At 62.3% G+C, this 26,288-nt stretch carries 25 protein-coding genes; 17 read left to right on the forward strand and 8 right to left on the reverse strand.

Going from position 1 to position 26,288, the window contains the following annotated elements; translation table 11 throughout:
* Positions 1-8: 8 nt before the first annotated feature.
* On the reverse strand, positions 9-962 hold the full coding sequence (locus AC1DW2_RS12895) for a helix-turn-helix domain-containing protein (protein ID WP_477006222.1): 954 nt from the start codon (positions 960-962) through the stop codon (positions 9-11).
* Between the two features lie 369 nt (positions 963-1,331).
* Between AC1DW2_RS12895 and AC1DW2_RS12900 the strand changes: the two genes are divergently transcribed.
* A complete protein-coding gene (locus tag AC1DW2_RS12900) occupies positions 1,332-2,261 on the forward strand; it encodes a helix-turn-helix domain-containing protein (RefSeq protein WP_477006223.1) in 930 nt (309 codons plus the stop codon).
* A gap of 8 nt (positions 2,262-2,269) precedes the next feature.
* Here the strand turns inward: AC1DW2_RS12900 and AC1DW2_RS12905 are convergent, their stop codons facing one another.
* On the reverse strand, positions 2,270-3,193 hold the full coding sequence (locus AC1DW2_RS12905; protein ID WP_477006224.1) for a catalase: 924 nt from the start codon (positions 3,191-3,193) through the stop codon (positions 2,270-2,272).
* Positions 3,194-3,645: 452 nt separating this feature from the next.
* On the opposite strand from AC1DW2_RS12905, the gene AC1DW2_RS12910 reads away from it, so the two are divergent.
* The 5 genes from AC1DW2_RS12910 to AC1DW2_RS12930 are packed head-to-tail and all read left to right on the forward strand — an operon-like array spanning position 3,646 to position 8,782.
* Positions 3,646-4,596 (forward strand): PDR/VanB family oxidoreductase, encoded by a 951-nt coding sequence (locus AC1DW2_RS12910; protein WP_477006225.1) that lies wholly within the window; start codon positions 3,646-3,648, stop codon positions 4,594-4,596.
* A 17-nt stretch (positions 4,597-4,613) separates the two neighbouring features.
* On the forward strand, positions 4,614-5,954 hold the full coding sequence (locus tag AC1DW2_RS12915) for an aromatic ring-hydroxylating dioxygenase subunit alpha (RefSeq protein WP_477006226.1): 1,341 nt from the start codon (positions 4,614-4,616) through the stop codon (positions 5,952-5,954).
* Entirely contained in the window at positions 5,951-6,427 is a 477-nt protein-coding gene (locus AC1DW2_RS12920) for an aromatic-ring-hydroxylating dioxygenase subunit beta (protein WP_477006227.1), read from the forward strand. Before AC1DW2_RS12915 ends, AC1DW2_RS12920 begins: the two co-directional genes overlap by 4 nt.
* Before the next feature lie 7 nt (positions 6,428-6,434).
* Positions 6,435-8,051 carry an ATP-dependent acyl-CoA ligase gene (locus AC1DW2_RS12925; protein WP_477006228.1) on the forward strand — a complete coding sequence of 539 codons (1,617 nt, stop codon included), beginning with the start codon at positions 6,435-6,437 and terminating at the stop codon, positions 8,049-8,051.
* Between the two features lie 2 nt (positions 8,052-8,053).
* Entirely contained in the window at positions 8,054-8,782 is a 729-nt protein-coding gene (locus AC1DW2_RS12930) for an SDR family NAD(P)-dependent oxidoreductase (RefSeq protein WP_477006229.1), read from the forward strand.
* An 80-nt stretch (positions 8,783-8,862) separates the two neighbouring features.
* Here AC1DW2_RS12930 and AC1DW2_RS12935 read toward each other — a convergent pair whose 3' ends face one another.
* The 4 genes from AC1DW2_RS12935 to AC1DW2_RS12950 form a co-directional block, all read right to left on the reverse strand.
* Entirely contained in the window at positions 8,863-9,345 is a 483-nt protein-coding gene (locus AC1DW2_RS12935; RefSeq protein WP_014496304.1) for a MarR family winged helix-turn-helix transcriptional regulator, read from the reverse strand.
* Complete coding sequence (locus AC1DW2_RS12940; RefSeq protein WP_477006230.1) at positions 9,345-9,839, reverse strand: MarR family winged helix-turn-helix transcriptional regulator; 495 nt, start codon at positions 9,837-9,839, stop codon at positions 9,345-9,347. The genes AC1DW2_RS12935 and AC1DW2_RS12940 overlap by 1 nt, the downstream gene beginning before the upstream one ends.
* Before the next feature lie 155 nt (positions 9,840-9,994).
* Entirely contained in the window at positions 9,995-11,560 is a 1,566-nt protein-coding gene (locus tag AC1DW2_RS12945) for an indolepyruvate oxidoreductase subunit beta family protein (protein ID WP_477006231.1), read from the reverse strand.
* The gene (locus AC1DW2_RS12950; protein ID WP_477006232.1) at positions 11,557-13,716 is read right to left on the reverse strand and encodes a thiamine pyrophosphate-dependent enzyme; all 2,160 of its coding nucleotides are present in this window, start codon (positions 13,714-13,716) and stop codon (positions 11,557-11,559) included. The genes AC1DW2_RS12945 and AC1DW2_RS12950 overlap by 4 nt, the downstream gene beginning before the upstream one ends.
* Before the next feature lie 127 nt (positions 13,717-13,843).
* Here AC1DW2_RS12950 and AC1DW2_RS12955 point away from each other — a divergent pair, with 127 nt between their 5' ends.
* The 5 genes from AC1DW2_RS12955 (at position 13,844) to AC1DW2_RS12975 (ending at position 18,278) form a co-directional block, all read left to right on the forward strand.
* Positions 13,844-14,857, forward strand: coding sequence for a carbon-nitrogen hydrolase family protein (locus AC1DW2_RS12955; protein ID WP_477006233.1), 1,014 nt, complete (start codon positions 13,844-13,846; stop codon positions 14,855-14,857).
* 223 nt (positions 14,858-15,080) lie between these two features.
* Complete coding sequence (locus AC1DW2_RS12960) at positions 15,081-16,187, forward strand: cupin domain-containing protein (protein ID WP_477006234.1); 1,107 nt, start codon at positions 15,081-15,083, stop codon at positions 16,185-16,187.
* 41 nt (positions 16,188-16,228) lie between these two features.
* The gene (locus AC1DW2_RS12965) at positions 16,229-17,137 is read left to right on the forward strand and encodes a fumarylacetoacetate hydrolase family protein (protein ID WP_477006235.1); all 909 of its coding nucleotides are present in this window, start codon (positions 16,229-16,231) and stop codon (positions 17,135-17,137) included.
* Complete coding sequence (locus tag AC1DW2_RS12970) at positions 17,137-17,574, forward strand: acyl-CoA thioesterase (protein ID WP_477006236.1); 438 nt, start codon at positions 17,137-17,139, stop codon at positions 17,572-17,574. The genes AC1DW2_RS12965 and AC1DW2_RS12970 overlap by 1 nt, the downstream gene beginning before the upstream one ends.
* Positions 17,571-18,278, forward strand: coding sequence for a hypothetical protein (locus tag AC1DW2_RS12975; RefSeq protein ID WP_477006237.1), 708 nt, complete (start codon positions 17,571-17,573; stop codon positions 18,276-18,278). The genes AC1DW2_RS12970 and AC1DW2_RS12975 overlap by 4 nt, the downstream gene beginning before the upstream one ends.
* Before the next feature lie 886 nt (positions 18,279-19,164).
* On the opposite strand, the gene AC1DW2_RS12980 is transcribed toward AC1DW2_RS12975, so the two are convergent.
* The gene (locus AC1DW2_RS12980; RefSeq protein ID WP_477006238.1) at positions 19,165-19,557 is read right to left on the reverse strand and encodes a cupin domain-containing protein; all 393 of its coding nucleotides are present in this window, start codon (positions 19,555-19,557) and stop codon (positions 19,165-19,167) included.
* Positions 19,558-19,829: 272 nt separating this feature from the next.
* On the opposite strand from AC1DW2_RS12980, the gene AC1DW2_RS12985 reads away from it, so the two are divergent.
* The 6 genes from AC1DW2_RS12985 to AC1DW2_RS13010 all read left to right on the forward strand — a co-directional run bounded on the left by AC1DW2_RS12985 (position 19,830) and on the right by AC1DW2_RS13010 (position 24,109).
* Positions 19,830-20,045, forward strand: coding sequence for a dodecin family protein (locus AC1DW2_RS12985; RefSeq protein ID WP_063986511.1), 216 nt, complete (start codon positions 19,830-19,832; stop codon positions 20,043-20,045).
* Positions 20,046-20,189: 144 nt separating this feature from the next.
* The gene (locus AC1DW2_RS12990; protein ID WP_071917568.1) at positions 20,190-20,495 is read left to right on the forward strand and encodes a hypothetical protein; all 306 of its coding nucleotides are present in this window, start codon (positions 20,190-20,192) and stop codon (positions 20,493-20,495) included.
* A gap of 152 nt (positions 20,496-20,647) precedes the next feature.
* Positions 20,648-20,827 carry a hypothetical protein gene (locus AC1DW2_RS12995; RefSeq protein ID WP_477006239.1) on the forward strand — a complete coding sequence of 60 codons (180 nt, stop codon included), beginning with the start codon at positions 20,648-20,650 and terminating at the stop codon, positions 20,825-20,827.
* Between the two features lie 151 nt (positions 20,828-20,978).
* Positions 20,979-21,620 carry a glutathione S-transferase family protein gene (locus AC1DW2_RS13000; RefSeq protein WP_477006240.1) on the forward strand — a complete coding sequence of 214 codons (642 nt, stop codon included), beginning with the start codon at positions 20,979-20,981 and terminating at the stop codon, positions 21,618-21,620.
* A gap of 82 nt (positions 21,621-21,702) precedes the next feature.
* Positions 21,703-22,032 (forward strand): GcrA family cell cycle regulator, encoded by a 330-nt coding sequence (locus AC1DW2_RS13005; RefSeq protein ID WP_085401706.1) that lies wholly within the window; start codon positions 21,703-21,705, stop codon positions 22,030-22,032.
* Positions 22,033-22,318: 286 nt separating this feature from the next.
* Entirely contained in the window at positions 22,319-24,109 is a 1,791-nt protein-coding gene (locus AC1DW2_RS13010) for a tetratricopeptide repeat protein (RefSeq protein WP_477006241.1), read from the forward strand.
* Positions 24,110-24,320: 211 nt separating this feature from the next.
* On the opposite strand, the gene AC1DW2_RS13015 is transcribed toward AC1DW2_RS13010, so the two are convergent.
* The gene (locus tag AC1DW2_RS13015) at positions 24,321-26,075 is read right to left on the reverse strand and encodes an arylsulfatase (RefSeq protein WP_477006242.1); all 1,755 of its coding nucleotides are present in this window, start codon (positions 26,073-26,075) and stop codon (positions 24,321-24,323) included.
* Positions 26,076-26,288: the final 213 nt, after the last annotated feature.

Below are 26,288 nucleotides of genomic sequence, written 5' to 3' on the forward strand. Positions count from 1 at the left end.
GATTGCTGCTAACGCACGCGTCGTCGCCAATCGCTTGGCGTTTCGCCGTTCAATCGCTTGAACGCCGCGGCGAAGGCCGTTTGCGAGGCATAACCAAGCTCTGCCGCAACCAGGGCGATCGATGCGTCGGTATCGCGAAGCAGGTTCATGGCTTGCTCGAGCCGGTATTGTCGTAGCCAGGCGTGAGGCGAGAGCCCGGTGCTTTCCTTGAATGCGCGGCAGAAGTGGAAACGCGACAAGGCGGCATCGGAGGCGAGGGCATCGAGGGAGACGTCGGTATCGCTGTCCGAGCGCAAGCGTTCGATGGCACGGGCCAGGACCTTGGGCGAAAGCCCACCGATGGTCGGCTGGAATGGGGCTTGCGAGCCGGTATGGGCAACCAGGAGACGCATCGCCAGGAGGTCGATCAACTGATGCCTGAACAGCGTGTCCAGGGCCGCATTGCTCTCCAGCGTGTTGACCGCGCTCAGGATCAATCGGGACGTAATGGGATCGGGATGCGCCGTTCGCTCCAGGAGTTCGCTCGATGTGCCGCTCGCGGCTTCGTCGGCGACGCGTTTAAGCGTTGCGTGGGGGAGATAGAGCTGAACGACGTCGACGGGCTTCGGAATATCCCATCGGGAGCTCGATCCTTCGGGAATGATGATCACAGCCCCGCGACGAAACGTTCCAATCGCAACCGACCGTCCTGACCGCCGCTCCATGTGCTGCACCGCGCCGTTGTAGGCCATGATGACGTGGTGGCTCATGGGCTCGACGACGTCGTGCAAGGGTTCGTGTTTCCAGTGGGCGATCCCGGCACCGGAGGAGTCCAATGCCACGCGAAATGGTTCGGTGTGGAGCACACGCGCCATCTCGGCATCAGCGGCACGCCGCCCGGTCGACGACGACTGGCCTTGGCTTGGCTCGGATGCGGCCGGAGGATTTTCACGCGCAGAATTGTGCGAGATCGGTTTGCTCATTGGACGTGCTCGTCTCAGGGGCCTTGCACTCGCGGCTGAGCGCGATTTGCGCGCCCGGCGTGAAGCCATCGCTTCTTTTGCGCCCGTACGGGTGCCGCAGCGCGCCGCGAGCGCTCGGTGTGGTTTTCTAGGCACGTGGGACTACGGGGTCTTTCCTGAAACCGCGGTGCTTGTCCTGATTCTGTTCAAAGCACTCGGACGCGAGATCTTGTGATCGGCGATCCCCGGACGACTGCGGAGAATCAAGCTCATGATTTACGCATTAGATATTGAAATCGCTTCTGAAAATGGCTTTGCCACAATCGACAGCGGCGGCCCGTCGCAATCGCAAATCACGCCGCGACGCGACTGCGCGGATGGGTCGATCGAATGGCACTGGCTGGCACCTTCGGACAGAGGGTCAAGCGGCAGTTGAGCCTGGCGGATGCACCGCCTTCGCTGATCACGCGGTCGCGGCGAGGCGTCGACGTTGCGGTCACCGAAACCCTGAACAGTGAGCCGGTAGAGGGTCTTTCCGGCTCGCTTGCCGACGACGCCTATCTCGTCAGCCTGAAGCTGCAGGATTATCCTGACTGCGAGCTCTGGGAGCACGGCAAGTGCTTTACGAAGACGGATGTCAGAGCCGGTACGACCTATCTGTACGATCTCCGGCACGATCCGCGCTTCGTCATCGACAAGCCGTTCCATTCCGTCCATTTCTATCTTCCCCGTCTGACGCTCGACGGAATCGCGCGAGAAGCCCGCACGCCGCCCATTGGCGACCTCGCGTGCCGGTATGGTTTCGGCCATGACGACGAGATCATGCGCCATGTCGGCGCCCTGATGTTGGAAGGACTGCGTCGTCCGGCAGAGGCCAACCAGCTCTTCATCGACCACATGATGCTCGCGTTCACGGCCCACATTGCCCAGACCTATGGCGGATGGCAGCGCGTCGCGGATGCGGCCCGGGGCGGTCTTTCTCCGTGGCAGGTGAGGCGAGCCTGCGAAAGGCTCGACTCGGATCTTGGCGGGACGTTTTCACTGCAACAGATCGCGGCCGAGTTTGATCTCTCGGTTAGCCATTTTTCCCGGGCGTTTCGAATCTCGACCGGCCTTCCGCCTCACCAGTGGTTGCTCCGCCAGCGTGTAAAGGCGGCAAAGCAGTTGATGACCCTGCGCGACCTGCCGCTGTCCGAGATTGCGATCTCGGTCGGGTTCGCCAATCAAAGCCACTTCACGAAGGTATTCTCGGCACAGGTGGGCGTCAGCCCGGCGGCGTGGCGCCGCGAAGCGCTTGGCATCAGGGACAGCGAGACGTGATCGTCCAATCAGCGGCGCTGCGCCACTGAATTGGCGTAGGCGTCGCGACGCGCCGCGAAGATCTCATCCGGCGGATAACCGATGCCCTCCGCAAGATTCGCCGGATCGAAGCCGGAAGTATCGCACGTCTCGTCCGCTTCGATCGCGGTGATCACGATCGTTCCGAGCCGTACGGCTTCCCGGCTGTCCTCATCCGGCCACCGGATCGTGACGTCCTGCGTCGGGTCATCGGGACGACCGAGCAGCGCCATCAGGCTGAACCGGATATCGCGCGTCGCGATCCTTCCTTTGAGATCGTCGTGCAGGACGTCGGCGGACGTCCTCTTGGCCTTACCCCTGATCGCGGCAAGCTCGCTACCGACCGGGACGACCTTGAATTTGATGAACTGCGTCTCGCCCCTCGAATTCGTTGCGGGGAAGGCGTGGACGGCCCAGTAGGTCGTGCCGGCAAAGCTCGGGGGAGGCGGATGCGCGGCGATGTAGTTCGCCTGACGCAGCGTTTCGGGATTGGCGGTGGAGAAGGCCTTGATCTTCTCCAGGTCCGGCCTGCCGTCGCGGCCGGGCATGCGCGAGGTGAGGAATGCCAGCATTTGATCGAGCGTCCTCGCATAATGAACCGGAGCGCTCTGTGTGAGGATGTCGGAGCGATGCTCGTCGTTGCCGAGCCTGAAGCTGAAGCCGCGCAGCGCGAGATCCCTGGTCTCGGATTCGTGGGGACCGCCGTCCACCGAGAAGCGCGCCAGCACGCGCGATGGTGTTGTGAAGCTCCGCGACTTCGTGACCTCGTCGGCCCGATCCGAAGGGATGTAGGTCCCCCGGACGCAGCGGCCCTTGGCAAAGCTCGCGCGTGCCTTGGGTGGATTGCCCAGAACGGCTTTCTGAGCCTCGACAATGGAGGCGGGTGTGGCGGTGCCGCTCGGGAACAGGGACATGGCTTGGTCTTGGATTTGCTACCCTCAACCGTTAGCGGTGGGGCTGCTTCCGCGCTCCAGAGCGATTGCTGTGTTTGCAGCGCGATTGCTGTCATCTTGCGCGGTCACCAGGGCACCGAACGCGGCGTCGGTGGATTGTCGACGACAAAATACCTCAGCAAAATGAATGGCTTGAGTTGAGGTCTTCCCACGACCCATGATGGATCGGGGCGGGCGCTCAAAGGCTGCGTGTGCACGGGCAGCAAAGTCCATTGAAAGCGCGGCCGGCCGTTCTTCGGAGTGACTCGTCATCCGCTGAAGCGTGGGCAACCTCGGAGGGGCCGTGCCAACCGTCCTGCACCAACGAGACGTGCCTGGGACTGCAATCCGAGCCTGAGCCCGCGCCGGCGATTGACAGCTAATTATTACATGTCTAAAAATATGCAAATTCATATAATTCGTGAGATGCCTGAATGGACACGCATCCGCTCAAGCTCAAGGTCAGATCGTATGCCGCGGAGACGCCGTTCATACGGAGCCTTGTGTTTGGCGTGGAGGACGGCGTCGCGCCGCGATGGCAGGCGGGCGCACATATCCGCGTGGCGCTCCCGAATGGAGGCGACCGGCCGTACTCGCTGATGGCTTTGCCGGGCCTCCCCGAGGGCACGCTGGCGCTCGGGGTGCTGCGCGAGGAGGCTTCGACCGGCGGCTCGCAGTTCATGCACGCGTTGAAGATCGGCGATGTCGTGAAGGCAACGGCGCCGGTCAACAATTTTCACCTGCAGGAGGGAGCAGCGCCCGCGCTGCTGTTCGCCGGCGGCATCGGCGTCACGCCGATCCTGTCGATGGCGGCGAATCTCGCGGCCCGGGGAAGCCCGTATCGCTTGCACTATGCGGGCCGCACGCAAGGCCTGCTCGCGTTCCTGCCGCACCTGCAGGAGATATGCGCCAAGGGCCTGTCCATCCACTACGACAGCGACGAGTCCCGCCTGGACATTGCAGCAGCGCTCGGCGATGCCGCCGCAAACGCCCACATTTACGCCTGCGGTCCGGCCGGCATGATTGAAGCGGTGAAGGCGGCTGCGCTAGGCAGGGGCATTCCGGCCGACCGCATCCACTACGAGCTCTTCAAGGCCGAGCAATCGTCCTCGCCCGACTTGCCGTTCGAGGTCGAGCTCAAATCGACCGGGCGGGTCGTCAGCGTCGCGGCCGGTCAGACCATCATCCAGGCGCTGGAGGCCGCGGGTCTCGACGTGCTCTACGACTGCCAGCGCGGCGATTGCGGCATCTGCCAGTGCGGCGTGATCGAAGGGGTACCCGACCATCGCGACATCATCCTCAGCGACGACGAGAAGGCGTCCAACAAGGTCATGCAGATCTGCGTATCACGCGCGAAGTCGGAACGTCTGGTGCTGGATCTCTAGGGGAGGCGAGGGACGTCATGGCGAAATACGGACAGAATGCCGATGCGATCGCGGCGCTGGTGCGCGAGGCCGAGGTGCATCGCGACGTCTATGTCGACCCCGAGATCTTCGAGCTCGAGATGGAGCACCTGTTTCCGAACAGCTGGATCTATGTCGGGCACGCGAGCCAGTTGGGAAAGCCCGGCGATTTCATCACCGCCAATATCGGCCGTCAGCCGGTGCTGGCGAGCCGCCACACCGACGGCTCCATCCACGTCTTCTACAACCGCTGTCCGCACAAGGGCGTGAAGATCGCCTCCGAGCCCTGCGGCAACACCGGAAAGTTCTTCCGCTGCCCCTATCACGCCTGGTCGTTCAAGACCGACGGCTCGCTGCTCGCGATCCCGCTGAAGAAAGGCTACGAGGGAACCGGCTTTGGCGACACGCAAGCGAATGAGGGACTGTCGAAGGTCAGGAACGTCGTTATCTATCGCGATTTCATCTTCGCCCGCCTGAGCGACGACGGCGTGTCCTTCGAGGATTATTTCGGCGAGAGCCTTTCGACCATCGACAACATGGTCGACCGCTCGCCGGAGGGGAAGCTCGCAGTCCAGGCGACGCCGATCCGCTACATGCACACCTGCAATTGGAAGATGCTGGTCGAGAACCAGACCGACACCTGCCATCCGATGGTGGCGCATGAGAGCTCGGCCGGTACCGCGGTCAAGGTCTGGAAGCGCGAGCAGGGCGATTCCACGGAGACGCCGATGGCGGTGCAGCTCTACGGTCCCTTCATGAGCCCGTACGAGTTCTACGAACAGAGCGGCATCAGGATCTGGCCGAACGGCCATGGCCATACCGGCGTCGCCAACTCCATCCATTCCAACTATTCGGACATCGAAGGCTATCTCGGCCAGATGGTCGCGGCCTACGGCGAGCAGCGGGCGCACGAGATCCTCGGCGAGGTCAGGCACAACACCGTGTATTTCCCGAACATCATGGTCAAGGGCGCCGTGCAGATCCTGCGCAATTTCATCCCGATCGCGGTCGACAAGACGCTGGTCGAGAGCTGGGTCTATCGCCTGGTCGGCGCGCCGGACAAGCTCTACGAGCGGGCGCTGATGTACAACCGCTTCATCAACGCGCCGACCTCGATCGTCGGGCACGACGATCTCGAAATGTACGAGCGGGCGCAGGAAGGACTGAAGTCGAACGGCAATCAATGGGTCAATCTGCGGCGCCTCTACGAGAGCCATGAAGAGCAGGACGTCACGGCCGTAACCAACGGCACGTCCGAGCGACAGATGCGAAACCAGTTCCACGCCTGGTCGAAATTCATGACCATGGACATGGACAAGCGTGCCGAGGCCGCGGAATGATCGACGAGAAGGCCATCACGGACTTCATCTATCTGGAAGCCGAGCTGCTCGACACGATGCAATGGCAGGCCTGGCTCGATCTGTTTCACCCCAAAGGGCGCTACTGGATGCCGCTCGAATGGCAGCAGCAGGATCCGGTGCTCCAGCCCTCGTTGATGTACGAGGATCTGCTGCTCCTGAAGGTGCGGGTCGAGCGGCTCGCCGGCGAGCGGACCTTCAGCCAGAAGCCGAAGAGCCGTTGCCATCATCTTCTCCAGGCACCGCGGATCGTGGCGTGCGACCCGGCTGCGGGCGTCTACAAGGCGCGGACGTCCTATATCTACACCGAGACCCGCGGTGATCTGCTGGAGCGCTATTCGGGATGGGCGTCGCACGAATTCGTAGACGTCGGCGATGCCCTGAAGATCAAGCTCAAGCGGGTCGATCTCGTCAATTTCGACGCGCCGTTCGGCAACATCCAGCTTTTCATGTGAGTACGCCTTGACCGCTGCGACCACAGTCTACGCCCGCTTTCGCGAGACCGCCCTTCGCCGGGAGGAGGCAGGCTTTCTCAACGTGCTGCCGGAGACCGCCGATATCTATGGCATCGCGGCAGGCGAGATTTCCTACCGCACCATGCTCGATCGGGTCGAGCGCTGGCGCTCGGTTTTTGCAAGCCGGGGCTATGGCGAAGGCCACAGGGTCGGGCTGCTGCTCCAGAACAGGCCGGTGTTCGTCGAGCTGTGGTTCGCGCTCAACGCGCTCGGCGTGTCCGTCGTGCCGATCAATCCCGATTTGCGGATCAGCGAGCTCGAATACATCATTGCGCATTCCGAGATGAATGCAGCGTTCGTCCTCGCCGAGCGGCGCGACGAGGTCGAGACCGCGGCGCGCCAGGCCGGCCGGCCGATCCCGGTCGTGACCGATCAGGACGACGTTCCCGTACCTTTCGGAGATGCGCGGCCTTCGACCGCCGGAAGCGACGCGAGCGAATGCGCGCTGCTTTATACGTCTGGAACCACGGGACAGCCCAAGGGCTGCGTGCTCACCAACACATATTTCCTGCATTCCGGAAACTGGTATCGCGATGTCGGCGGGCTGATCGATCTCAAGCCGGACTGTGAGCGCATGATCACGCCGCTGCCGCTGTTTCACATGAACGCGATGGCGGTGTCGCTGATGGCGATGCTCTCGGTCGGCGGCAGCCTCACCATGCTCGATCGTTTCCATCCGCGTACCTGGTGGGCGTCCGTCCGCGACAGCCGCGCGACCTGTCTGCATTATCTCGGCGTGATGCCCTCGATGCTGATGAGTGCGCCGCAATCGGAGCAGGACCGCGCGCACGCCGTGCGCTTCGGCTTCGGCGCCGGCGTCGACAAGCTCCTGCATGCGCCGTTCGAGGAGCGCTTCGGCTTTCCGCTGCTGGAGGCCTGGGCGATGACCGAGACGGGAAGCGGCGGCGTCATCGCCGCCAATGTCGAGCCGCGCAAGATCGGCACGAGCTGTTTCGGACGTCCGGCCCCCGAGGTCGACGTTCGTATCGTCGACGACAGCGGCAACGACGCGCCGGTCGGGACGCCAGGCGAGCTCCTGGTGCGGCGCGCAGGTGCGGACCCGCGTTACGGTTTCTTCCACGAGTACCTGAAGAACGAGGCCGCCACCGCCGAGGCGTGGGACGGCGGGTGGCTGCACACCGGCGATATCGTGTCGCGCGATGCGGACGGCGACCTCCATTTCGTCGACCGCAAGAAGAACGTGATCCGCCGTTCCGGCGAGAACATTGCCGCAGTCGAGGTCGAGTCCGTCCTCAACCGCCATCCCGCAATCAGGCAGGCCGCGGTGGCCGCGACGCCCGATCAGGTGCGCGGCGACGAGGTTGCGGCGGTCATCATCGCCGAGGAGGCCGGTGCTGACCGCGCGCGCGCCGAGGAGATCGTGCGCTGGAGCCTGGAGCAGATGGCCTATTACAAGGCGCCGGGCTGGATCTGTTTCGTCGACAGCCTGCCGTTGACCGCGACCGAGAAGATCCAGCGCGGCGGCCTGAAGGATTTCGTCGCCAGGCTGATGCGCGACGGTGCGTTCTTCGACCTTCGCGACCTCAAGCGGCGGCAGGTTTGATCATGAGCGACATCCGCACGACACTCATCACCGGCGGCAATTCGGGGATCGGCGAGGCCTTGGCGAAGAAGCTCGTCGAGAGCGGGCAGCGCGTGGTCTCGGTCGGGCTGGAGAAGCCGGACTGGACGCATGATCTGCTCGCGGCCTATCGCGCTGATCTCTCCAATATCGAGGAGACACGCGCGATCGCGCAGGAGATCTGCCGCGATCACGCCGTCGATCGCCTCGTGCACAATGCCGGCGTGATCCTGCCGAACCTGCTGCCCGATGCTAAGCCGGAAGACATTTTGATGCTGGCGCAGCTGCATCTGGGCGCGCCGATGCTGCTGACCCAGGCGGCGCTGGAGGGGATGCGTGCGCGCCGCTTCGGCCGCATCGTGTTCGTCAGCTCGCGGGCCGCGATGGGCGCGGCGACGCGGTCGGCCTATTCGGCGACCAAGGCCGGCGTGCACGGCATGGCGCGCACCTGGGCGCTGGAGCTCGCCGCGAGCGGCATCACCGTGAATGTCGTCGCGCCAGGGCCGATCCTGACCGACAATTTCTGGGGCATCATTCCCAAGGGCTCCGAGCAGCAGGAGCGGATGGCGCGCAACGTGCCGGTCGGGCGGCTCGGCTCGCGCGAGGATGTCGCGCACGCCATCAGTTTCTTCCTCGACGAACGCTCGGACTTCGTCACTGGCCAGGTGCTCTATGTCTGCGGCGGCACCAGCCTTGTCGGCCTTGGTCCGTGAGCATGATCCGGACCCGGAGGGCCGCGTTAGCGCAAAGTGTGAAGCGGTTTTCCGAAAAGATCATGCTCCAATAAACAAGATCAGATCTGGTTCTGGCGGATATTCTCGACCATCCTGGCCAGCACGCGCGCACAGACCTCGATGTCGTCAGGCTCGATGCCTTCGATCAGCTTGTCGTAGTTGCTCGCCATGATCGGCCAGATCTTGCGCAGCAGCGCCTCGCCGTCCGGGGTCAGACCCACGACGCGGCGGCGCTGGTCTTCCTCCGCGATCTCGCGCTTGACGAGGCCCGATGACACCATGGACTCGACCATGCGGCTCGCCGTCGACTGCTCGGTCACCGCGAGAACGGCGACCTCGTTGACCGTCAAGGTCTTGTAGATGAACAGGACCGACAGCGTCCGGAACACGACATTGTTGATGCCGTGGTCGCTCAGGTCGCGGTTCTGATCGAGATTCCAGCGATTGGCAAGCCGGTTGAACAGATACGGGATGTAGGTTTGCAGCTGGTCTCGCGTCCTCGGCGGACCCGACTTCCATCTGCTCTTGGATTCTCTGGCCATTATCTCTTGCGACTTTGCTTCTTGCTCTCGGTATTAAGTTTTGAAGAAAGGGATTTCAGTACGGACAGCGCACCGTCCAGCTCCCGGGCCGAAACATTCTCGAGCCGTTTGCCGAGATGCTTCTTGTGGACGTCGGCTGCCTTCCTGAACAGCGCTTCGCCCTTCGGCGTCAGGCGCACGATGAAGGACCGCCGGTCCTCGCTCGACATTTCCCTGCTGATGAGGTCGTCGGCGAGAAGACGCTGCACCAGCCCCGAGACGTTGCCGCCGGTGACTTTCAGATTTTGCGACAGCTGCCCGAGCGCGAGGCCATCCCTGTAGCGATCGAGCTGGGCCAGCACGTCGAATTTTGCGAGCGACAGGCCGAACTCGGCGTTCAGCATCGAATTCAGCGACGCGAACAGCTCGCCATGCAGCGACAGCAATTGAAGCCAGAGCCGGGTTTCGATCTGCCCAGGGACGGGAACAATGTTCTCTTTGAGTGCTGCCGGCATTGCATGACCATCGAGTACAAGATGTCTCGTCGATTGGAGGGATTATCGCGGGTCTTTCGCTCCGATTAACAATTTGAGAATCGTAGTCAAGTCGCCTGATCCTGACGTCTTGGGGGTCGAACGGCAATCCACTCCCGCGTTCCCCTCCGATGGAATCATGCAAAAGTCTTGATGGTCTGGATCACGCCGTCGAGCTCCTTGCCGGCGCTGTCCTTCAGCGCGGCCTCGCGCAGGCGGCGGGCCCAATCGGCGGCATCCTCGCGTCGTTCGACCAGCTTGATCGCCGCCAGCGTCCTGTCGAATTTCGACAGCCCCCGGCTGTGGGTATCGGAATAGCCTTTCACGAGGCGTCGGCATTGCAGGATCTCGACACCGAGCTGGTAGTTGGTGGCGACCGCATCGGTTGCCGCCTTGAGCCATCCGTTCCGATGCGCGGTCTCGACGGCGTGACGCAGCGAGCGGCGTCGCAGGCCGCGTAGTCCGGCCACGACATAGAGCGTCAGGAACCAGGGCAGCGAGTAGGTCCGCACCCGGCGTCCCCGGTTGACGCGGCGATCGAGCCAGCCGAGCAGGCGCGGCCGCGCGCCGAGCCAGCGGCTGAAGCCCGCGGGCAGCACGCCCATGACCTCCTCCATGCGCGGATGCATGAACTCGGTGGTCTGGAGCACCTGTCCCTGGGACATCTCGAGCTCGCTCTCGATGCGCGCACGGCGACCGGCGCGCGTCTTCAGGTCGGCCACGCGGATGACGTCGTCATAGGCCATGGCGTTGGCGAGGTACTTTGCCGCGGTCTCCGTGAAGGCATAGGCGCGCGCACCACCGCCCGCGTTTCGGTCGGCGGCGTGCAACGTCTTGAGAATGTCGAGATACTCGGCGCCATAGGCGACGTCCTGGAAGTCGACCACCTTTTTCAGGCCGGCGCGAGCCATGGTGAGCGGGGGCTCGGGCAGTTCCTGCTTCAGTCTTGCGATGAGCCCGGCGAGATCTGGATCGGGCGTTGCGGGAGAGGGGACGTGATCGGCCTGCTTTGATAGCGCTGGCGCTGCGACCTCGGGTGAGCCGGTCTTGACCCGGTCAAACGCGGCTTCAAACGTCTCCACGCTAGCCTTGGCGCCTTTCCCACCTGCGCGGATCACGTCGAGATAGCTGTCGCGGCTGAACGGCAGCACAGCGGTCGCCGCAAGCGCGCCGAACATCGCGGCCGAGATGACGCTGCCATGCGCGATCGCCAGCGCGTTCAGATCGAAGATGATCTCGGACTTGGCGGCAACCCCGATGGCGCCGGTGACGGCGCCGCCGTCGGCGATGCCGTTGCCCGGTGCGATCTTCTCGCCGATCGCAAACGACCGGTGGTTGGATGCGATCAACGTGGTGCGATCCGGCGTCACGAGGCCGCGCAGGATCGATCGGCCGGCCTCCATGAACTCCGCCGCCATCACCACGTCGACGTCGCCGGGCGTCGGCATCAACGACAGGATCGGCTTGCGGCCGTCGAGCGGCGGCATCGCCTCGATATAGTAGATCGTGGCGCCGGTGCGCTGGGCGACGCCGGGCACCGAGGTCGATTGCGCGACCCAGCCATGGTTCTCGGCGAGCTGAACGATCCAGTCGGTCAGGACGCCGCCGCCCTGGCCACCCATCGCGACGATCGCGATGGAGATCGGTCGCTCGGTTGCCTCGCCGGCGGCGGGGAGGGCCAGCCGGACCGTCTCGTCTCTCATGCCAACGCCTCGAGCGCCGGACGCCGGCGATCACGCCGCCGTTGCAACCAGCCGATCACGGCCATCGCAACCTTGGATTTGAACCTGTCCCAGCCGGTCGGATTGTGAATGACGTCCGCGCGATAGAACGAGGGGCAGAGCACGGCGGCCTCGGAGACCTCGCCGCAATTGCCGCAGCCGACGCAGGAATTGTCGATCGCCGCAACCGGATCGTCGCGCAAGGGATCGTCCAGCTGCTTCACCGAAAGCGACGGGCAGCCCGAGAGCCGGATGCAGGCATGGTCGCCGGTGCAGACGTCCTCGTCGACACCGAAGCGCTCCTTGACGGTGCGCACTCCGTCCTTGATGGCCTTGTTGATCTGCGGCTTCACGCGGCGCTGCTTGTTGAGCATGCATTCGGAGGACGCGACGATGACCTTGGGGCCTTCCTCCTTGGTCGTCAGCGCTTCCTTCAGCGTGTCGCGCATCTTGCCGACGTCATAGGTGCGGTCGAGCTGGCGCACCCACTGGCCGCCGATGCCCTTCACGGCCTTGACGATCGAATTATTGGTGTCGCGCCGCTTGTTGGTCGCGCGCGACGACAGGATGTCCTGACCGCCGGTCGCCGACGTGTAGAAATTGTCGACGATGACGAAAACGCCGTCGTGCTTGTTGAACACGGCATTGCCGATGCCACTGGTCAGTCCGTTGTGCCAGAAGCCGCCGTCGCCCATCACCGCGATCGAGCGTTTGTCGGCCTTGACGTTGAAGGCCGAGGTCGAGGCCGGGCCAAGGCCGAAGCCCATGGTGGTCGCGCCGATATTGAAGGGCGGCAGGATCGAGAACAGATGGCAGCCGATGTCGGCCGAGACATGATGCTGGCCGAGCTCTTCCTCGACGAGCTTCATGGCGGCGAAGATCGGCCGCTCCGGGCACCCGGTGCAGAGCCCGGGAGGGCGCGCCGGCACAACCTGCTTCAGCTTCTCGACCGCGGGGTGATTGAGCACGGGAACGGCGTCCGGCGCCGGCGGCCGGTTGCCGAGTAGCCGCGGCTCGGTCTTCTCCAGGAAGTCCCTGACGCCGCCGAGCAGGACCTGCGCGGTGTAGTCGCCACCCATCGGCAGCACGTCCTTGCCATGGATGCGCGCCTGGATGTCCCTGCGGCGGAGCACGGTGTTGATCGCCTGCTCCAGATATTCCGGCTGGCCTTCCTCGACGATCAGGACGGCGTCCTTGTCGACGCAGAACTCCGCGACCTCGGTGTCGATCACGGGGTAGGTGACGTTCATGACGTAGAGCGCAACCTGCGTGTTGCCGTAGGCATCCGACAGTCCGAGATACTGCAGCGCGCGGATCACGTTGTTGTACATGCCGCCTTGCATGATGATGCCGACCTTGCCCTGCTTCGGCCCCATCCATTCATTCAGCTTGTTGTCCCGGATGAAGCCGATCGCGGCGGGCATCCGCGTCTTGATCTTCTCCTGCTCATGCTCATAGGCCGCCGGCGGCAGCACGATGCGGTTGACGTCGCGCCTGGGGTTGTTGAGCGCGTCCTTGATGGTGTGCGCCGGCTTGACGTTGTCCTTGCAGGCGAAGCTGCCGTGCATGTGACAGGCGCGGACACGAACCTCGAGCATCACGGGCGTGTTGGAGAATTCGGAGAGCTCAAAACCCTTCTCGATCAGATTGACGATGCACTCATGATCGGGGCGGGGATCGAGCAGCCAGATCTGCGATTTCATCGCGAAGGCGTGGGTCCGTTCCTGCATGATGGAGGAGCCTTCGCCATAGTCCTCGCCGACGATGATCATCGTGCCGCCGGTGACGCCGCCCGAGGCGAGATTGGCGAGCGCGTCGGAGGCGACGTTGGTGCCGACCGTCGACTTCCACGCCACCGCGCCGCGCAGGGGATACATCACCGAGGCCGACAGCATTGCGGCTGCGGCCGCTTCGTTGGCGGAGCTCTGGAACACGACGCCGAGATCGTCGAGCACGTCCTTGGCGTCGGCGAGCACGTCCATCAGGTGCGAGATCGGCGAGCCCTGGTAGCCGCCGACATAGGCGACGCCGGATTGCAGCAGCGCCTTGGTGATGGCGAGGATGCCTTCGCCGCGGAACGTATCGCCATCGCCGAGCCGGAGATCCTCGACTTCGCGAGCAAAAGACCGTTCAGCCATTGCACCCTCCAGAAATATGCGATAGCATACGTTTACATGTGAAGGAAGTCAACGCCGCGCCATGCTATCACGCTTGCGGACCTCTGCTCCGGCAAGGCGATCATGAGCCAGCGACAGGGTAGGGCCAATGCTGAAGCTGCCTCGCTTTAGAGCCGCCGCCGTCCAGGCTTCACCTGTCTATCTCAACCCGGGCGCGACAGCCGACAAGGCAGCTTCACTGGTCCGTGAAGCCGCAGCCAATGGCGCGAAGCTCGTCGCGTTCCCCGAAGTGTTCGTTCCCGGCTATCCCTACTGGAACTGGATCACCGATCCCGTCACGGGCAGCGCATGGTTCGAGAAGCTCGCCAAGGCATCGGTGCTGGTGCCGGGTCCGGAGGTCGATGTCGTTAGGAAGGCCGCGCGCGACACCGGATGCTACGTCGTGCTCGGCGTGAACGAGCGCAGCCCGGTGTCGCTGGGCGCGATCTACAATACCTTGGTTTTCATCGGGCCGGACGGCGCGGTGCTTGGCAAGCACCGCAAGCTGGTGCCGACCTGGGCGGAGAAGCTGACCTGGACCGGCGGTGACGGATCGAGCCTGCGCGTCTATGATACCGAGATCGGGCGTCTCGGCGGCCTCGCCTGCGGCGAGAACACCAACACGCTCGCGCGCTTTGCGCTGTTGGGTCAGGGTGAGCTCGTGCATGTCGCCAGCTACATCTCGCTTCCGGTCGCGCCGCCCGACTACGACATGGCGGAGGCGATCAAGTTGCGTGCGATCCCCCATTCCTTTGAAGGCAAGATTTTTACGGTCGTCTCCTGCTCGACCGTGTCGGAGGAGATCATCACGGCGATGGAAACGGTCGTCCCCGACGCGCGTGCGCGCCTGCAGCGGAAGTCGAGCGCGTTCTCCGGAATTATCGGACCTGACGGCCGCGTGGTCGGCGATCCCCTGATCGACGACGAAGGCATCGTCTACGCCGACATCGATCTCGACCGCTGCATTCAGCCGAAGCAGATGCATGACATCGTCGGACACTACAACCGGTTCGATATTTTCGATTTGCGAGTCAACCGCCGCCCTCTGGCGCCGCTCGGTTTGGCCGATGGTGATGCCGTCGAGCAGGCGAGCTTTACGTCTATACCGCTCAAATCGGAATGATGGAGATGGTTGTTGGGAATGGTCGCACCACAAACTCGTCATGCCCGGGCTTGTCCCGGGCATCCACGTTCTTCGTGCTGCGGGAAAGATCGTGGATGGCCGGGACATAGGCGAGCGGAGCGACGCCGTCCTTTGGACGGCTATGCCCGGCCATGACGGTGAGGAAGCGGCCGCAATTCATCATGCCCTAGGCAAAGACATGAGACAGGACTTGGAGGATAGGATGCGCGAGAACGTCGTCGGCCGGGCCAATGTCGAAGATACCCCCGAGCTCAAGGCCTATTACAAGGACCTCGAAAAGTACGAAGCGGGCGCGCTGTGGACGGTCGCCAACAAGATCGAGCCGTGGGCGCCGCAATCGGCGTCGGTTCCCGTGCTCTGGCGCTACGACGATCTGCGCGAGCACGTGCTGCGCTCGGTCGAACTCGTCTCGCCGGAGAAGGCGGGGCGGCGGGTGATCTATCTCAACAATCCCGGCCGCCGCGACGTGTCGGCCGCGGTCGGCTGGCTCTATTCGGGATTGCAGGTGATGCATCCCGGCGAGGTCGCAACAGCGCACGCGCACTCGGCTTCAGCCCTGCGCTTCATCATGGAGGGTTCGGGCGCCTACACCATCGTCGACGGGCACAAGATGACGCTGGGGGCGCGGGATTTCGTGCTCACGCCGAACGGAACCTGGCACGAGCATGGCGTCGAAGGCAACGGCTCGGTGTGCATCTGGCAGGACGGCCTGGACATCCCGCTGGTCAACGCGCTGGAGGCGAACTTTTTCGCGGTCCATCCCAAGGTGCAACAGGAGGACTCCGGCTATCCCGTAGACGACATGACCAAGACCTGGGGCAATCCCGGGCTTCGGCCGGCGGATTCGAAATGGTCGAAGGGCTATTCTCCCATGTTCAAATACGAGTGGGAGCCGACCTACGAGTCCTTGCGCAAATATGCCGCCGCGACCGACGGTTCGCCCTATGACGGGATTCTCATGAACTACGTCAATCCGATCTCCGGCGGACACGTGATGCAGACGATCGGCGCGAGCATGCAACTGCTGCGGCCGGGCGAGAAGACGAAGTCGCATCGGCACACCGGCAGCTTCATTTACCAGGTCGCCAAGGGGCGCGGCTATTCGATCATCGCCGGCCAGCGTTTCGAGTGGCAGGAGCGCGACATCTTCTGCGTTCCCTCCTGGGCCTGGCATGAGCACGGCAATGCGTCGGGCAGCGAGGACGCCTGCCTGTTCTGCTTCAACGATCTGCCCGTCATCGAGAGTCTCGGCTTCTACCGGGAAGAGGCCTATGGCGACAACGCCGGCCATCAGCCGGTTGCCGCCTGACGTCGCCAAAGAATTCAACCGAAAGAGCCGGATAAAGCTTCATGCGCCTTGTTACCTACACCTTGGGCTCCAGCGGTGCCCGCCTCGGGGTCCTCGTTGACGGATTGGTCGTGGACGTCGAGCACCTCGGTGCGTCGCAGGGCTTTGCATGGCCGAGCGACATGCTGTCGTTCATCGACAACAGCGTGACGCTGCTGCCGGCGCTGCAGGAGCGTCTGGACGATGCCGATGGTCGCTTGCCGGCCGGCTCCGCCGTTCCGCTCGTGGACGTGAAGCTGCAGGCCCCGATCCCGCGGCCCCGCAAGAACATTTTCGGCATCGGGCTGAACTACCGTGCGCATGTGGCTGAGTCCGCCAAGAGCCTGGATACCGACAAGGACCTGCCGAAGCAGCCGGTCGTCTTCTCCAAGCCGCCGACGTCGGTGATCGGCCCCGGCGGCGCGATCCAGCACAATGCGAAGATGACGCAGCAGCTCGACTGGGAAGTCGAACTCGCCGTCATCATCGGCAAGACCGCAACCCGCATCGCGACCGACAAGGCGATGGACCACGTCTTCGGCTATTCGGTGATGATCGACATTTCCGCACGCGACAATCGCCGCGCCGGCCAGTGGATCTTCTCCAAGGGCATGGACACCTACGCGCCGTTCGGCCCCTGCATCGTGACCGCGGACGAAGTTCCGGACCCGCATGACCTCCGGCTGTGGCTGACGAAGAACGGGGTCATGAAGCAGGACTCCAATACCAAATACATGATCTTCGACATCCCGGTTTTGATTTCCGACATTTCGTCGGGCATGACACTCGAACCGGGCGACATCATCGCGACCGGAACGCCGGAAGGCGTCGGCGCCGGCAGGACTCCCCAGGAATGGCTGTGGCCGGGTGACGTGGTGGAAGCGGGGGTCGACGGGGTCGGTGTCATTAGGCATCCGGTCGTCGCGATCTGATGACGACGTTCTCGTTCGATCGCGAGCTGAGATTCGGAGACTGCGATCCTTCTGGGATCGCGTACTTCCCGTCTTACCTGAACATCCTCAATGGGGTCGTCGAAGACTTCTGGGCGAGAATCGGCTTTCCATGGCCGGAGCTGATCACGGTCCGGAAGATCGGGACGCCCACGGTGCACCTGACCTGCGACTTTTCCCGGCCGTCGATGTTCGGCGATCTCTTGACGTTCGGATTGCGCATTAGCCGGGTCGGCGGATCGTCGCTCCATTTGGAGCATGTCGTCTCCGGCGCGAACGGCATGCGCTGGCGCGCGCGCCAGATCCTTGCGGCGACGTCGCTGGTGGATCACCATGCGATCCCGTGGCCGGATGACATTCGCGCCGCGCTGATGGCGCATGTGAGCGTGGGCGAGGGCGCTGAGGCAACGCCCGCATGATCTCGCTGTTCATGACATTCTCCGACCCGGCAGGCGAACGGCGAATTCATCCCGACGAGGTCATCGCCGTCGCGGAGCTGGTCGGATCGATCCCTGATATGGCCGAGGGCCTGCTGTTCACGCCGCTCGAACAGTCGGTCGATCATCCCTACAAGGCCGATGGCTCCGGCCCGGTGTTTGCGCTTCAACTCCGGTTTCCCGACCTGTTCGCCTGCGAGGCAGCGATGGATCGCGGTGGCATCCTTGCCGGTCTCGCGACGGGGGCCGGACTGGCGAGCCTCACCGGCTTGGATGTCACGCACCAGGTCATGCTGACACGCGCGTTTCCCGTCGAGGTCGCCGAACATCCGGCAGGCACGACCACTCCGTGCAGCTATCTCGTGCACTATCCCGGCCCGGCCGAGGACATGAACGCCTGGAACCTGCATTATCTGGAGCATCATCCATCGATCATGCGAACCTTCCCTGACGTTCGCCAGATCGAGATCTACACCCGGATCGATTGGATCGACCGGCTGCCGTCGGAGCGCGTCGAGCACATGCAGCGCAACAAGCTGGTGTTCGACAGCCCGCAAGCCCTCGCGCACGCGCTCGGCTCCGGCGTGATCCAGCGCATGCGCGCGGACTTCGTCCAGTTCCCGCCATTCGCAGGCGGCAACAAGCATTTTCCGATGCTGACGCGGGTGGTGCGGCCGAAGCGCTAGAGCCGAGAGCGTGAAAACGATGGCGTGAGCCGTGAATTGAGATGGATCGCCAAATGTCCGCTTTGGCCGTCAGATCGCGCCGGACTCGCTATGCCGGTAGCCTTTATAGACACCCCAAGGTTGCGACGAAATTACCCAGCAATCTTAGCGCCTGCTCGTGTGAATTCTGCTATCATCGCAACGTGGGGCGACTCTGATGCGGCGATTGTCATGCCTCCAGGGAGGGACCGACCATGACTACGATAGCGAAACCATTTGCTCTCGTCGCCCTGGTTGCGACCATGAGTGTCGGAGCACTTGCGCTCAGCATCGCCTCTGCCTCAGCGCAATCGCCTGCAGCATACAAGAACTACTGCATCACCAGGATCAAGTGTAACAACGGCTTTCTATGGAAGTGCAACCGTTGTGACGGCCGCTATTCATGGCGGCAGGGGTGCCGTCCCACCTTTAAGGCGTGCTGACACTGACGTAGTTCGTCGGATGGGTAGAGCGAAGCGAAACCCATCAAACCTGATCCTCGCAACGGCATCGAGCTAAAGAGTGACACGGGCGCTGCATCGGCGTGCCGGGGGCGATGGGTTTCGCAAGAGCTCTACCCATCCTACATCTTGGCGCAAGCGACGCCGGTTTCGGCACGGCCTCTATTCGACACGATGGGGCGCGATTCCGAGTCTTGCCATCGCCTCCCGCTCAGCGCCACGCGAGCCCTTAGGATTGCAGCCGTCACCAACAGAGGCATAGCGACCGTGGTCACCGAGCGGGTTTGCCGGCATCGACGGTTGACGTCCGCTTTGGGGCAGATGCTGACAACAGCCGCGGCCCGCCTTGTCGGCGATGAGCCCATTTGCAGATTTTCGGCGTCGTGGGCGATGGCGATCCCTGCAAACTATGGGGACGGCAAATCGAGGCCGTTGGGTAGCCTGATCCAGAGAACGGTTTGCTCGTCTGGGGAATGACGAGACAGATGGCCCTTTCCGTGTGTGTCCTCCACCAACACGAACTCGCCCGCAGAGACGTGCCGCACCTCGCCGTCGCTCGTCTCGTATTCGACCGCACCAGTCAGCCTCACAGTCAATACCCGCGCGGGAACGGTGTGCCAATTGACCTGTCGCATACCGGCAGGAATTTGAGTAACCTCCATGCTTGACGCGGGATAGCGCTGGGACACCTGAAACGGCTTGGCACCGGGAGCGACGGTCAGCTTTGCCGTCATGGGGATTTCCACCTCACCGAAGTGAGATTCACCGTCCGGGGTTGCGTATATCCGAAGACACTTCATCGGCTGTCACCTTTTGGCTCGCCAGCAAGAACAAGACCACCCTACCATGACCGCGGCGAGGGTGATCACGGCTCTGATGGGATGGTCCGCTACGGGCGACGGCCTGCTTCGGGCCAAAAGCCGCCATCCCCGCCAAATGCGGTTTGTCCTTATCGGGCCCCCGGGCGACGTCCGGGACCGTATCGCGTCGTATCAGCGCCGACATCCTGATGCTAGATTTCACAACGGTGGGGAGCACCTGCTTCCTGCTTCAGACCGAACAGGAGGACGATATGCCTGATAGCGTCTACAAGGTCATTGAACTGATCGGTACCAGCAGTGACTCATGGGAGAAGGCGGCCGCCAATGCGGTCGGGCAAGCTGCAAAAACTCTCCGGGATCTTCGCATTGCAGAGGTCGTCAAGCTCGATATGCAACTGGATGAGAAGGGAAACGTCGAGTCCTATCGCGCCAAGCTCAACGTCTCGTTCAAGTTCGAGGGGTCCTGAGCCTCGGCACCTCGCCCCCGCTTGCGGGGCGAGGTTGGCTCGCTGGAGAAAGGCGCGCGGCCGTTCGGGAAGCAGCGCTCTGGTCCAACCGGGACCCGGTATGCTTTGATGCGCGGGGCGGGAACTGTAACGCGCGGTGACCTCATGTACATCGTCATTCGCAAGTACACCAAGGTTCGTTCGGTTGCGGACGCTGCTCGTCGCGCCAAGAGCGGCGTCGGTCAGATCCTGAGGCAATCGCCCGGATTCAGATCTTACTACGTGCTGGATGGGGGCGACGGCGTCGGTGTCGCCGTGATGATATTCGAGGACCGCGAAAGCGCGAATGCAGCGAACGCCAGGATAATGGAGTTTATTCAAGCAAGTCTGCATGACCTCGATCTTGGGGATCCCGAAATCACTGCCGGCGAAGTGTTGGTAAATATGGAACCTGATGCGTCCTCGGCATGAAGTACTCGTAAACGCCGCCAGTTGTGTGGGGTGCCGGCCCCTGCCACTGCTGTGGATCTGATCGCCGTCGCGCAGGGGCGATCGCGCCCTGGACATCCGGATGTCGTCGGTCAGGAATATTCGACTGCTCATGCTTTTCGAGGAGTAACAACATGAGGCAACACGATTTCGAAGCATTTTTCATCACGGCCACCGTCTGGACGCCGCTCGTAGCTATGGGCACCGCGATGCCGCCCCGAGATCCTGATGAAGACGAGGAGGACGAAGAGGACGACGAAGAGGAGGATGAAGCCGACGAGCCGGCAGTCGTACGCGAGCCGGATGAAGACTAGGCCGTGAACCCATAAAGTAGGGAGGACCGGCGCTGCATGATGCCGTGTATTCGACGAACCTTGTGCATATCGTGTCGGAGCGATAGCAGCAGGTGTGGAAATCTCGCTCCAGCGAATTAAGGCACTTAAGCCAACGTAAGGACGCTCAAGGATGCTCACTGTCTATGGCGAAGGTCGTGGGTTCCGTGTCGTTTGGCTGCTCGAGGAATTGGGGGTGGCTTATTGGCTGCGCCCGGTCGATCTGTTCGCTGTCGAGAATGATCCCGATTTTCTTGCGATCAACCCCGCCGGCTTTATCCCGGCGCTGCAGGACGGCGAGATGATCATGGTCGAGTCGATCGCGATCCTCGAATACCTGCTCGCCCGCCACGGCCCGAGCCCGCTCGCCGTCGCCCCGGATGATCCGGCTTTCGCCGCCTATCTGCAATTCCTCCATTTGGGAGAGGCCGGGCTCGCTGGACCAATGAACGCCGTCATCGTCGGTCGCGCATTCGCCCCCGCAGCAGAGCGAAACGCCCGGGTCACAATCTGGGCACTGGAGACCTTTCATAGCCGGCTGGGATTGGTCATCCAGCGTCTCGCAAATCGTCCATTTCTCGCCGGAGACCGCTTCACTGCTGCTGACATTTCAGTGAGCTACGCTCTCCTGCTTGGTCTGCGAACCAGCAACTATACCCCGGGTTCAGTCGAGCGTGCCTATCTCGCCCGCACGACGGCACGCCCCGCCTACGCCCGGGCGATGGAAATCTGCCAAGCCACCAAGGCTTGGGCGGAGAGATCACCAGCTTTGTAGAGCCAAGTCGTGAATCTATAGAAGGGATTCCCACGAGCGGGCTGGACTAGCCAGAGTCGGCCAGTCCGCGCTATAATCTCTCATGGGCTGGGATGCGAAAGACGTAGCGCTGCTCAAAAGGCTCTGGGCCGCAGGACAGAGCGCGGCACAGATTGCGCGCCGTCTCGGGTGTAGCCGTAACGCGGTCTGCGGGATGTTAACCCGTTCGGGCTTGAAGCGTGGCCACAAGCCGCCAACAGCAAGACCCAAGATAAGGCCGCCCCCGAAGCCAAGGCCGGCGTCGTCGGCCGCCCTGGTACGTCGAGTAGAGAAGAAGGTGTCGCGGAGCACCGCAGAGAGGCAGCAGCCCAAGGAATTCAGCAAGCAGCAGCTGTACGCCATTCTAGCTGAGGCGGTCAGGAACACGGGCTAAGCGTTAACCACGACGGGCGTTACGCTCCGCGTCCGTGCCCTGGTCCAGCTCGAACGGCTCGGCTGTTGTGACCATTCTCCAAGCCTTGGTCTGCTTCGGGTCAATCGCGTCGGTTTGGTTCTCCCGAGACGACTTCCGGTCAGCCCCAGTGAGCGGACATCTTTAGTACCCCTCGCCAGGTCTCAAACGGGCCAATAGCCGACATCAACCCTGGCATCCCGTCAAGGCGTGCTTGGCACTGCCGTCTGATCCGTCATACAGTGTGCTGTGGGTTGGATAGCGTGCCATGGCAGAAGAGCGGCCGGTCCGGGTCGAGCGCAGGTTGTCGGCGATATTGGCCGCCGACGTGGCTGGCTATTCGCGGCTCATGCACCATGACGAAGAAACGACGCATGCCAAACTGACGGCACTCCTAGCGGACGCTGTTGAACCGAGTATCGCCGAGCACGGTGGCCGCGTGGTGAAGAACACCGGAGACGGGTTCTTGGCGGACTTTCCGAGTGCGGTCCAAGCGGTTCGGGCTGCTGTTCAGTTTCAAACCCGCATCAAGGAACTTACAATTGGTGACGCGGAAGACAGACGCATTGCTTTGCGCGTGGGCGTCAATATCGGCGACGTAATTGTCGAGCCCCATGACATCTTTGGAGATGGCGTCAACGTCGCGGCGAGACTTGAGAGCATCGCAGAACCCGGCGGCATCTGCATCTCGTCTTCTGCCTACGATCAAGTCCGAGGCAAGGTCGGGGTTGAGTTCACCGATCTGGGCGAGCAGAACCTCAAGAATATTGCTCGTCCGATCCGAGCCTATGCCGTGGCCCGAGAGGGACTTAGCCCGGTGACAAAGGTCGGCAGCACGACGCCAAGCTCGCTTTCAGCGCCGCGTCTGTCCATGGTGGTGCTGCCGTTTGCGAATATTGGTGGCGATCCCGAGCAAGACTATTTCGTTGACGGTGTGACCGAGAGCCTGACCACAGACTTGTCGCGCATCAATGGCTCATTCGTGATTGGCCGACACACCGCATTTACGTTCAAAGGCAAAGCGCTTGATCTCAAGCAGATCGGGCGCGAGTTAAACGTCCGCTACGTACTGGAGGGCTCGGTGCAGCGTGGTGGCAACCGGCTTCGCGTGAATGTTCAGCTGATCGACGCCGAGACTGGCAAACACCTGTGGGCCGAACGGTTCGATAAGCCAGTCGCTGATCTATTCGATATGCAGGACGAAATCGTATCGAGGCTCGCCAACACGCTAAATACTCAACTTGTTGAAGCTGAGGCGCGGCGGGCGGAGCGTTCGCTGCATCCCGATGCGATGGATTTGATTTTCCAGGGCATGGCTTGCTTAAACAAGGGAAGGACTTCCGAGTATCTTGCGCAATCGCGCAGCTTTTTTCAACGCGCCTTGGCGCTCGATCCCAAAAATGTCGAAGCGCTGGTCGGATTGGCAGTTGTTGATGCGGCAGCTGTTGGCATGGCTTTGACCGTTGAGCGGGCCGCGCGTCTCGCAGCGGCTGAGACGGCCTTGATCAAGGCTCTGTCCCTGGCCCCCCAGCACGCAAGCGCCCACTGGCTTCTAGGAAACATCAAAATGTTCACAAACCGCGCGGCCCAAGGCATTGCTGAATGCGAGCAGGCATTGGCGCTGGATCGAAACCTAGCTAATGCGCACGCCTACATCGGTCGCGCCAAGTATCTTCTCGGTCGCGGCGAGGAGACTGAGGCCCATGTCCAAGAGGCACTCCGCCTCAGTCCTCGTGATACGGAGGCTTTTGTTTGGATGATGTTCGCGGGCTTCGCCAAGCTGCAGCTCGGCGCCGACCAGGAGGCGGTCGCACGGTTACGTCGCTCGGTCGAGATCAACCGAAATCATCCACGCGCGCATATCTATCTTGCCACCGCGCTAGCGCACCTCGGTCAGCTTGATGAGGCGCGATCCGCGGCCCAAGCAGGGCTTGCGCTCGACCCGACTTTCACCATCTCCCGCTTCCGCGCCAACGTGCCGAGCGACAATCCGACTTACCTCGCTGGACGCGAGCGCTTCTATGAGGGCATGCGCATGGCCGGGGTGCCAGAGGGGTGATGTCGGAGATGGGTCACAAGCGGCGGTCGAAGTGAGGACGGCCCCGCGTCCGGTCTGCCGCCGATAGCCGACACTACAATGGTCTCAGCCTTGTTCGGCTAAGGGCCAGCAGCCGACATGCGCTTGGCAAGGAATTGTCTGGGCGAACTGAGTGAGCTGGAGGATTTCGGGCGCTCTCTGGAGAGCGCCCGCTTGTTGAAAGACGGACCGGCTATTGCCCTTGGTGTGCTTTGATCTTCTCCTCAATTTCCCTCTTTACGGCTTCAAGGTTGAAGCTCGCCGGTGCTTGCATAGGAGGATAATCGATGGCGCTTTGCGCCAGCTTGGCAACTTCCTGTTGAACAACAACGAACCGCCAGAACTCGCGGCCCATGAAATCGTTCATGTAGCCTCCGCCGGCATTGTTCAGGCTTTCACCTCGGGTTATCGGCGTCCGCTCAAACGGGTCCTGGCGGATGTTAATAATGGTCGGCATATCGGTCGTAACTTTTTCGCCCGGCCACCCGTAGGGCTGCTGGAAGAACTGGAACTTGAAATCATCCATGCGGACGGCACCGAGATGCGGACCGGCAAAATAGAGGATCTCATGGCGAGCGGAGGGTCCCTTGCCCGTCAGCAGGTCCATCTGATTGTAACCGTCGAGATGGTTCTTGTAGGTGCGGCCTTCCAGCGTCACGCCCTTGAGAAGCTGGTCGGTAATGTTCGGGTTTCCTGCCGCGGCGGTCAGGGTTGGCAACCAATCCAGCCCGGAGAAGATACCGTTCTCCACTGAACCCGGCTTGATACGGCCCGGCCAGCGAATGATGGCCGGCACGCGGAAGCCGCCTTCATAGCTGGTCCCTTTGGTGGCCTTGAACGGGGTCATGCCGCCATCCGGCCAAGTGAACACCTCGGCACCGTTATCCGTTGTGAAGATGACGATGGTGTTGTTGGTTTCGCCCATGTCGTCGATATGTTTAAGCAGGGCCCCGACGCTGTCATCGAGCTGGGCCATGCCGGCTTCCTCGAGACCGTAGTTCGTATCGTGGTTCTGCATCGCACTGTATTTCTTCGACAGGAATGTCCAGACGTGCATGCGCGTCGTGTTGTGCCAGACGAAGAAGGGCTTGCCGTCGCGCTTGGCCTTGTCCATGAAGTCACTGGAGGCTTTGACCAACACCTCATCGAAAGTCGTCATGTCGTACTTCGCCTTCAGGAACGGTAGATCGTGCATGTTCGGCACGTTGGACATATCGGCGAACGGCGGCAGCGGCCCCTCGTCGACGATCCGCTGCTTGCCGATCTTACCCCAGCGCGGCATCTCGGTCGGGTCGTCCTTGTCTGTCGCGTAACTATGGATCAGGCTGCGCGGGCCGTACTTGTTGTAGTAGTCTTGGTTGGCGGGGAACGAGTACCAGTACGGGTCTGACATGGCGTCGAGGTGATACAGGTAACCGAAGAATTCGTCGAAGCCATGCACCGTCGGGAGATATTTGTTGAGATCTCCAAGGTGGTTCTTACCGAACTGTCCGGTTGCGTAGCCGAGTGACCTGAGCACTGTAGCAAGTGTCACGGCTTGGTCAGGTATGCCAACATCGGCGCCGGCCTGACCGACAGTCGTGAGTCCCGTGCGGATTGGCAACTCGCCAGTGATGAAGTTGGCACGTCCTGCCGTGCAGCTCGCTTCGGCGTAGTAATCGGTGAACATCATGCCATCGGACGCCAGCTTGTCGAGGTTTGGCGTTTTGCCCGACATCATTCCGCGGTGGTAGGCGCCGATGTTGAACCAGCCGACATCATCGCCCATGATAACGAGGACGTTGGGCTTCTGACCTGCCGCTTGCTGCGCTTGGACGGTTTGAATTGATGTAGCGGAGTTAAGTGCCGAAGCGGCGGCGAGCGCGGTGCCACCGAGTAGCAAGTTGCGACGGTCGAGTAAGCGGTTTCTTCGCTTGGGCCGATTATCCTCCTCACGGGTACGCGGCATTTGAGACTCCCTTTTTTTGACGAGACATCGGAAACAATGGCGGATACCAAATGCCGCAGGCTTCAGTTGATCTAGATCAAAGGTCCGCCACGGATCATTCCTCAAAGGCGCGTTGCTTGGCGTCCCGAATTTGCATGGCTTGTGACAAGGCGACAGCTGAAAGAAATGGGTCTGCGCGTGGTAGCACTGACGCGGCGGGCGAGGTCGCAAACG

The sequence above is a fragment of the Bradyrhizobium sp. P3_C3 genome, assembly GCF_056402655.1.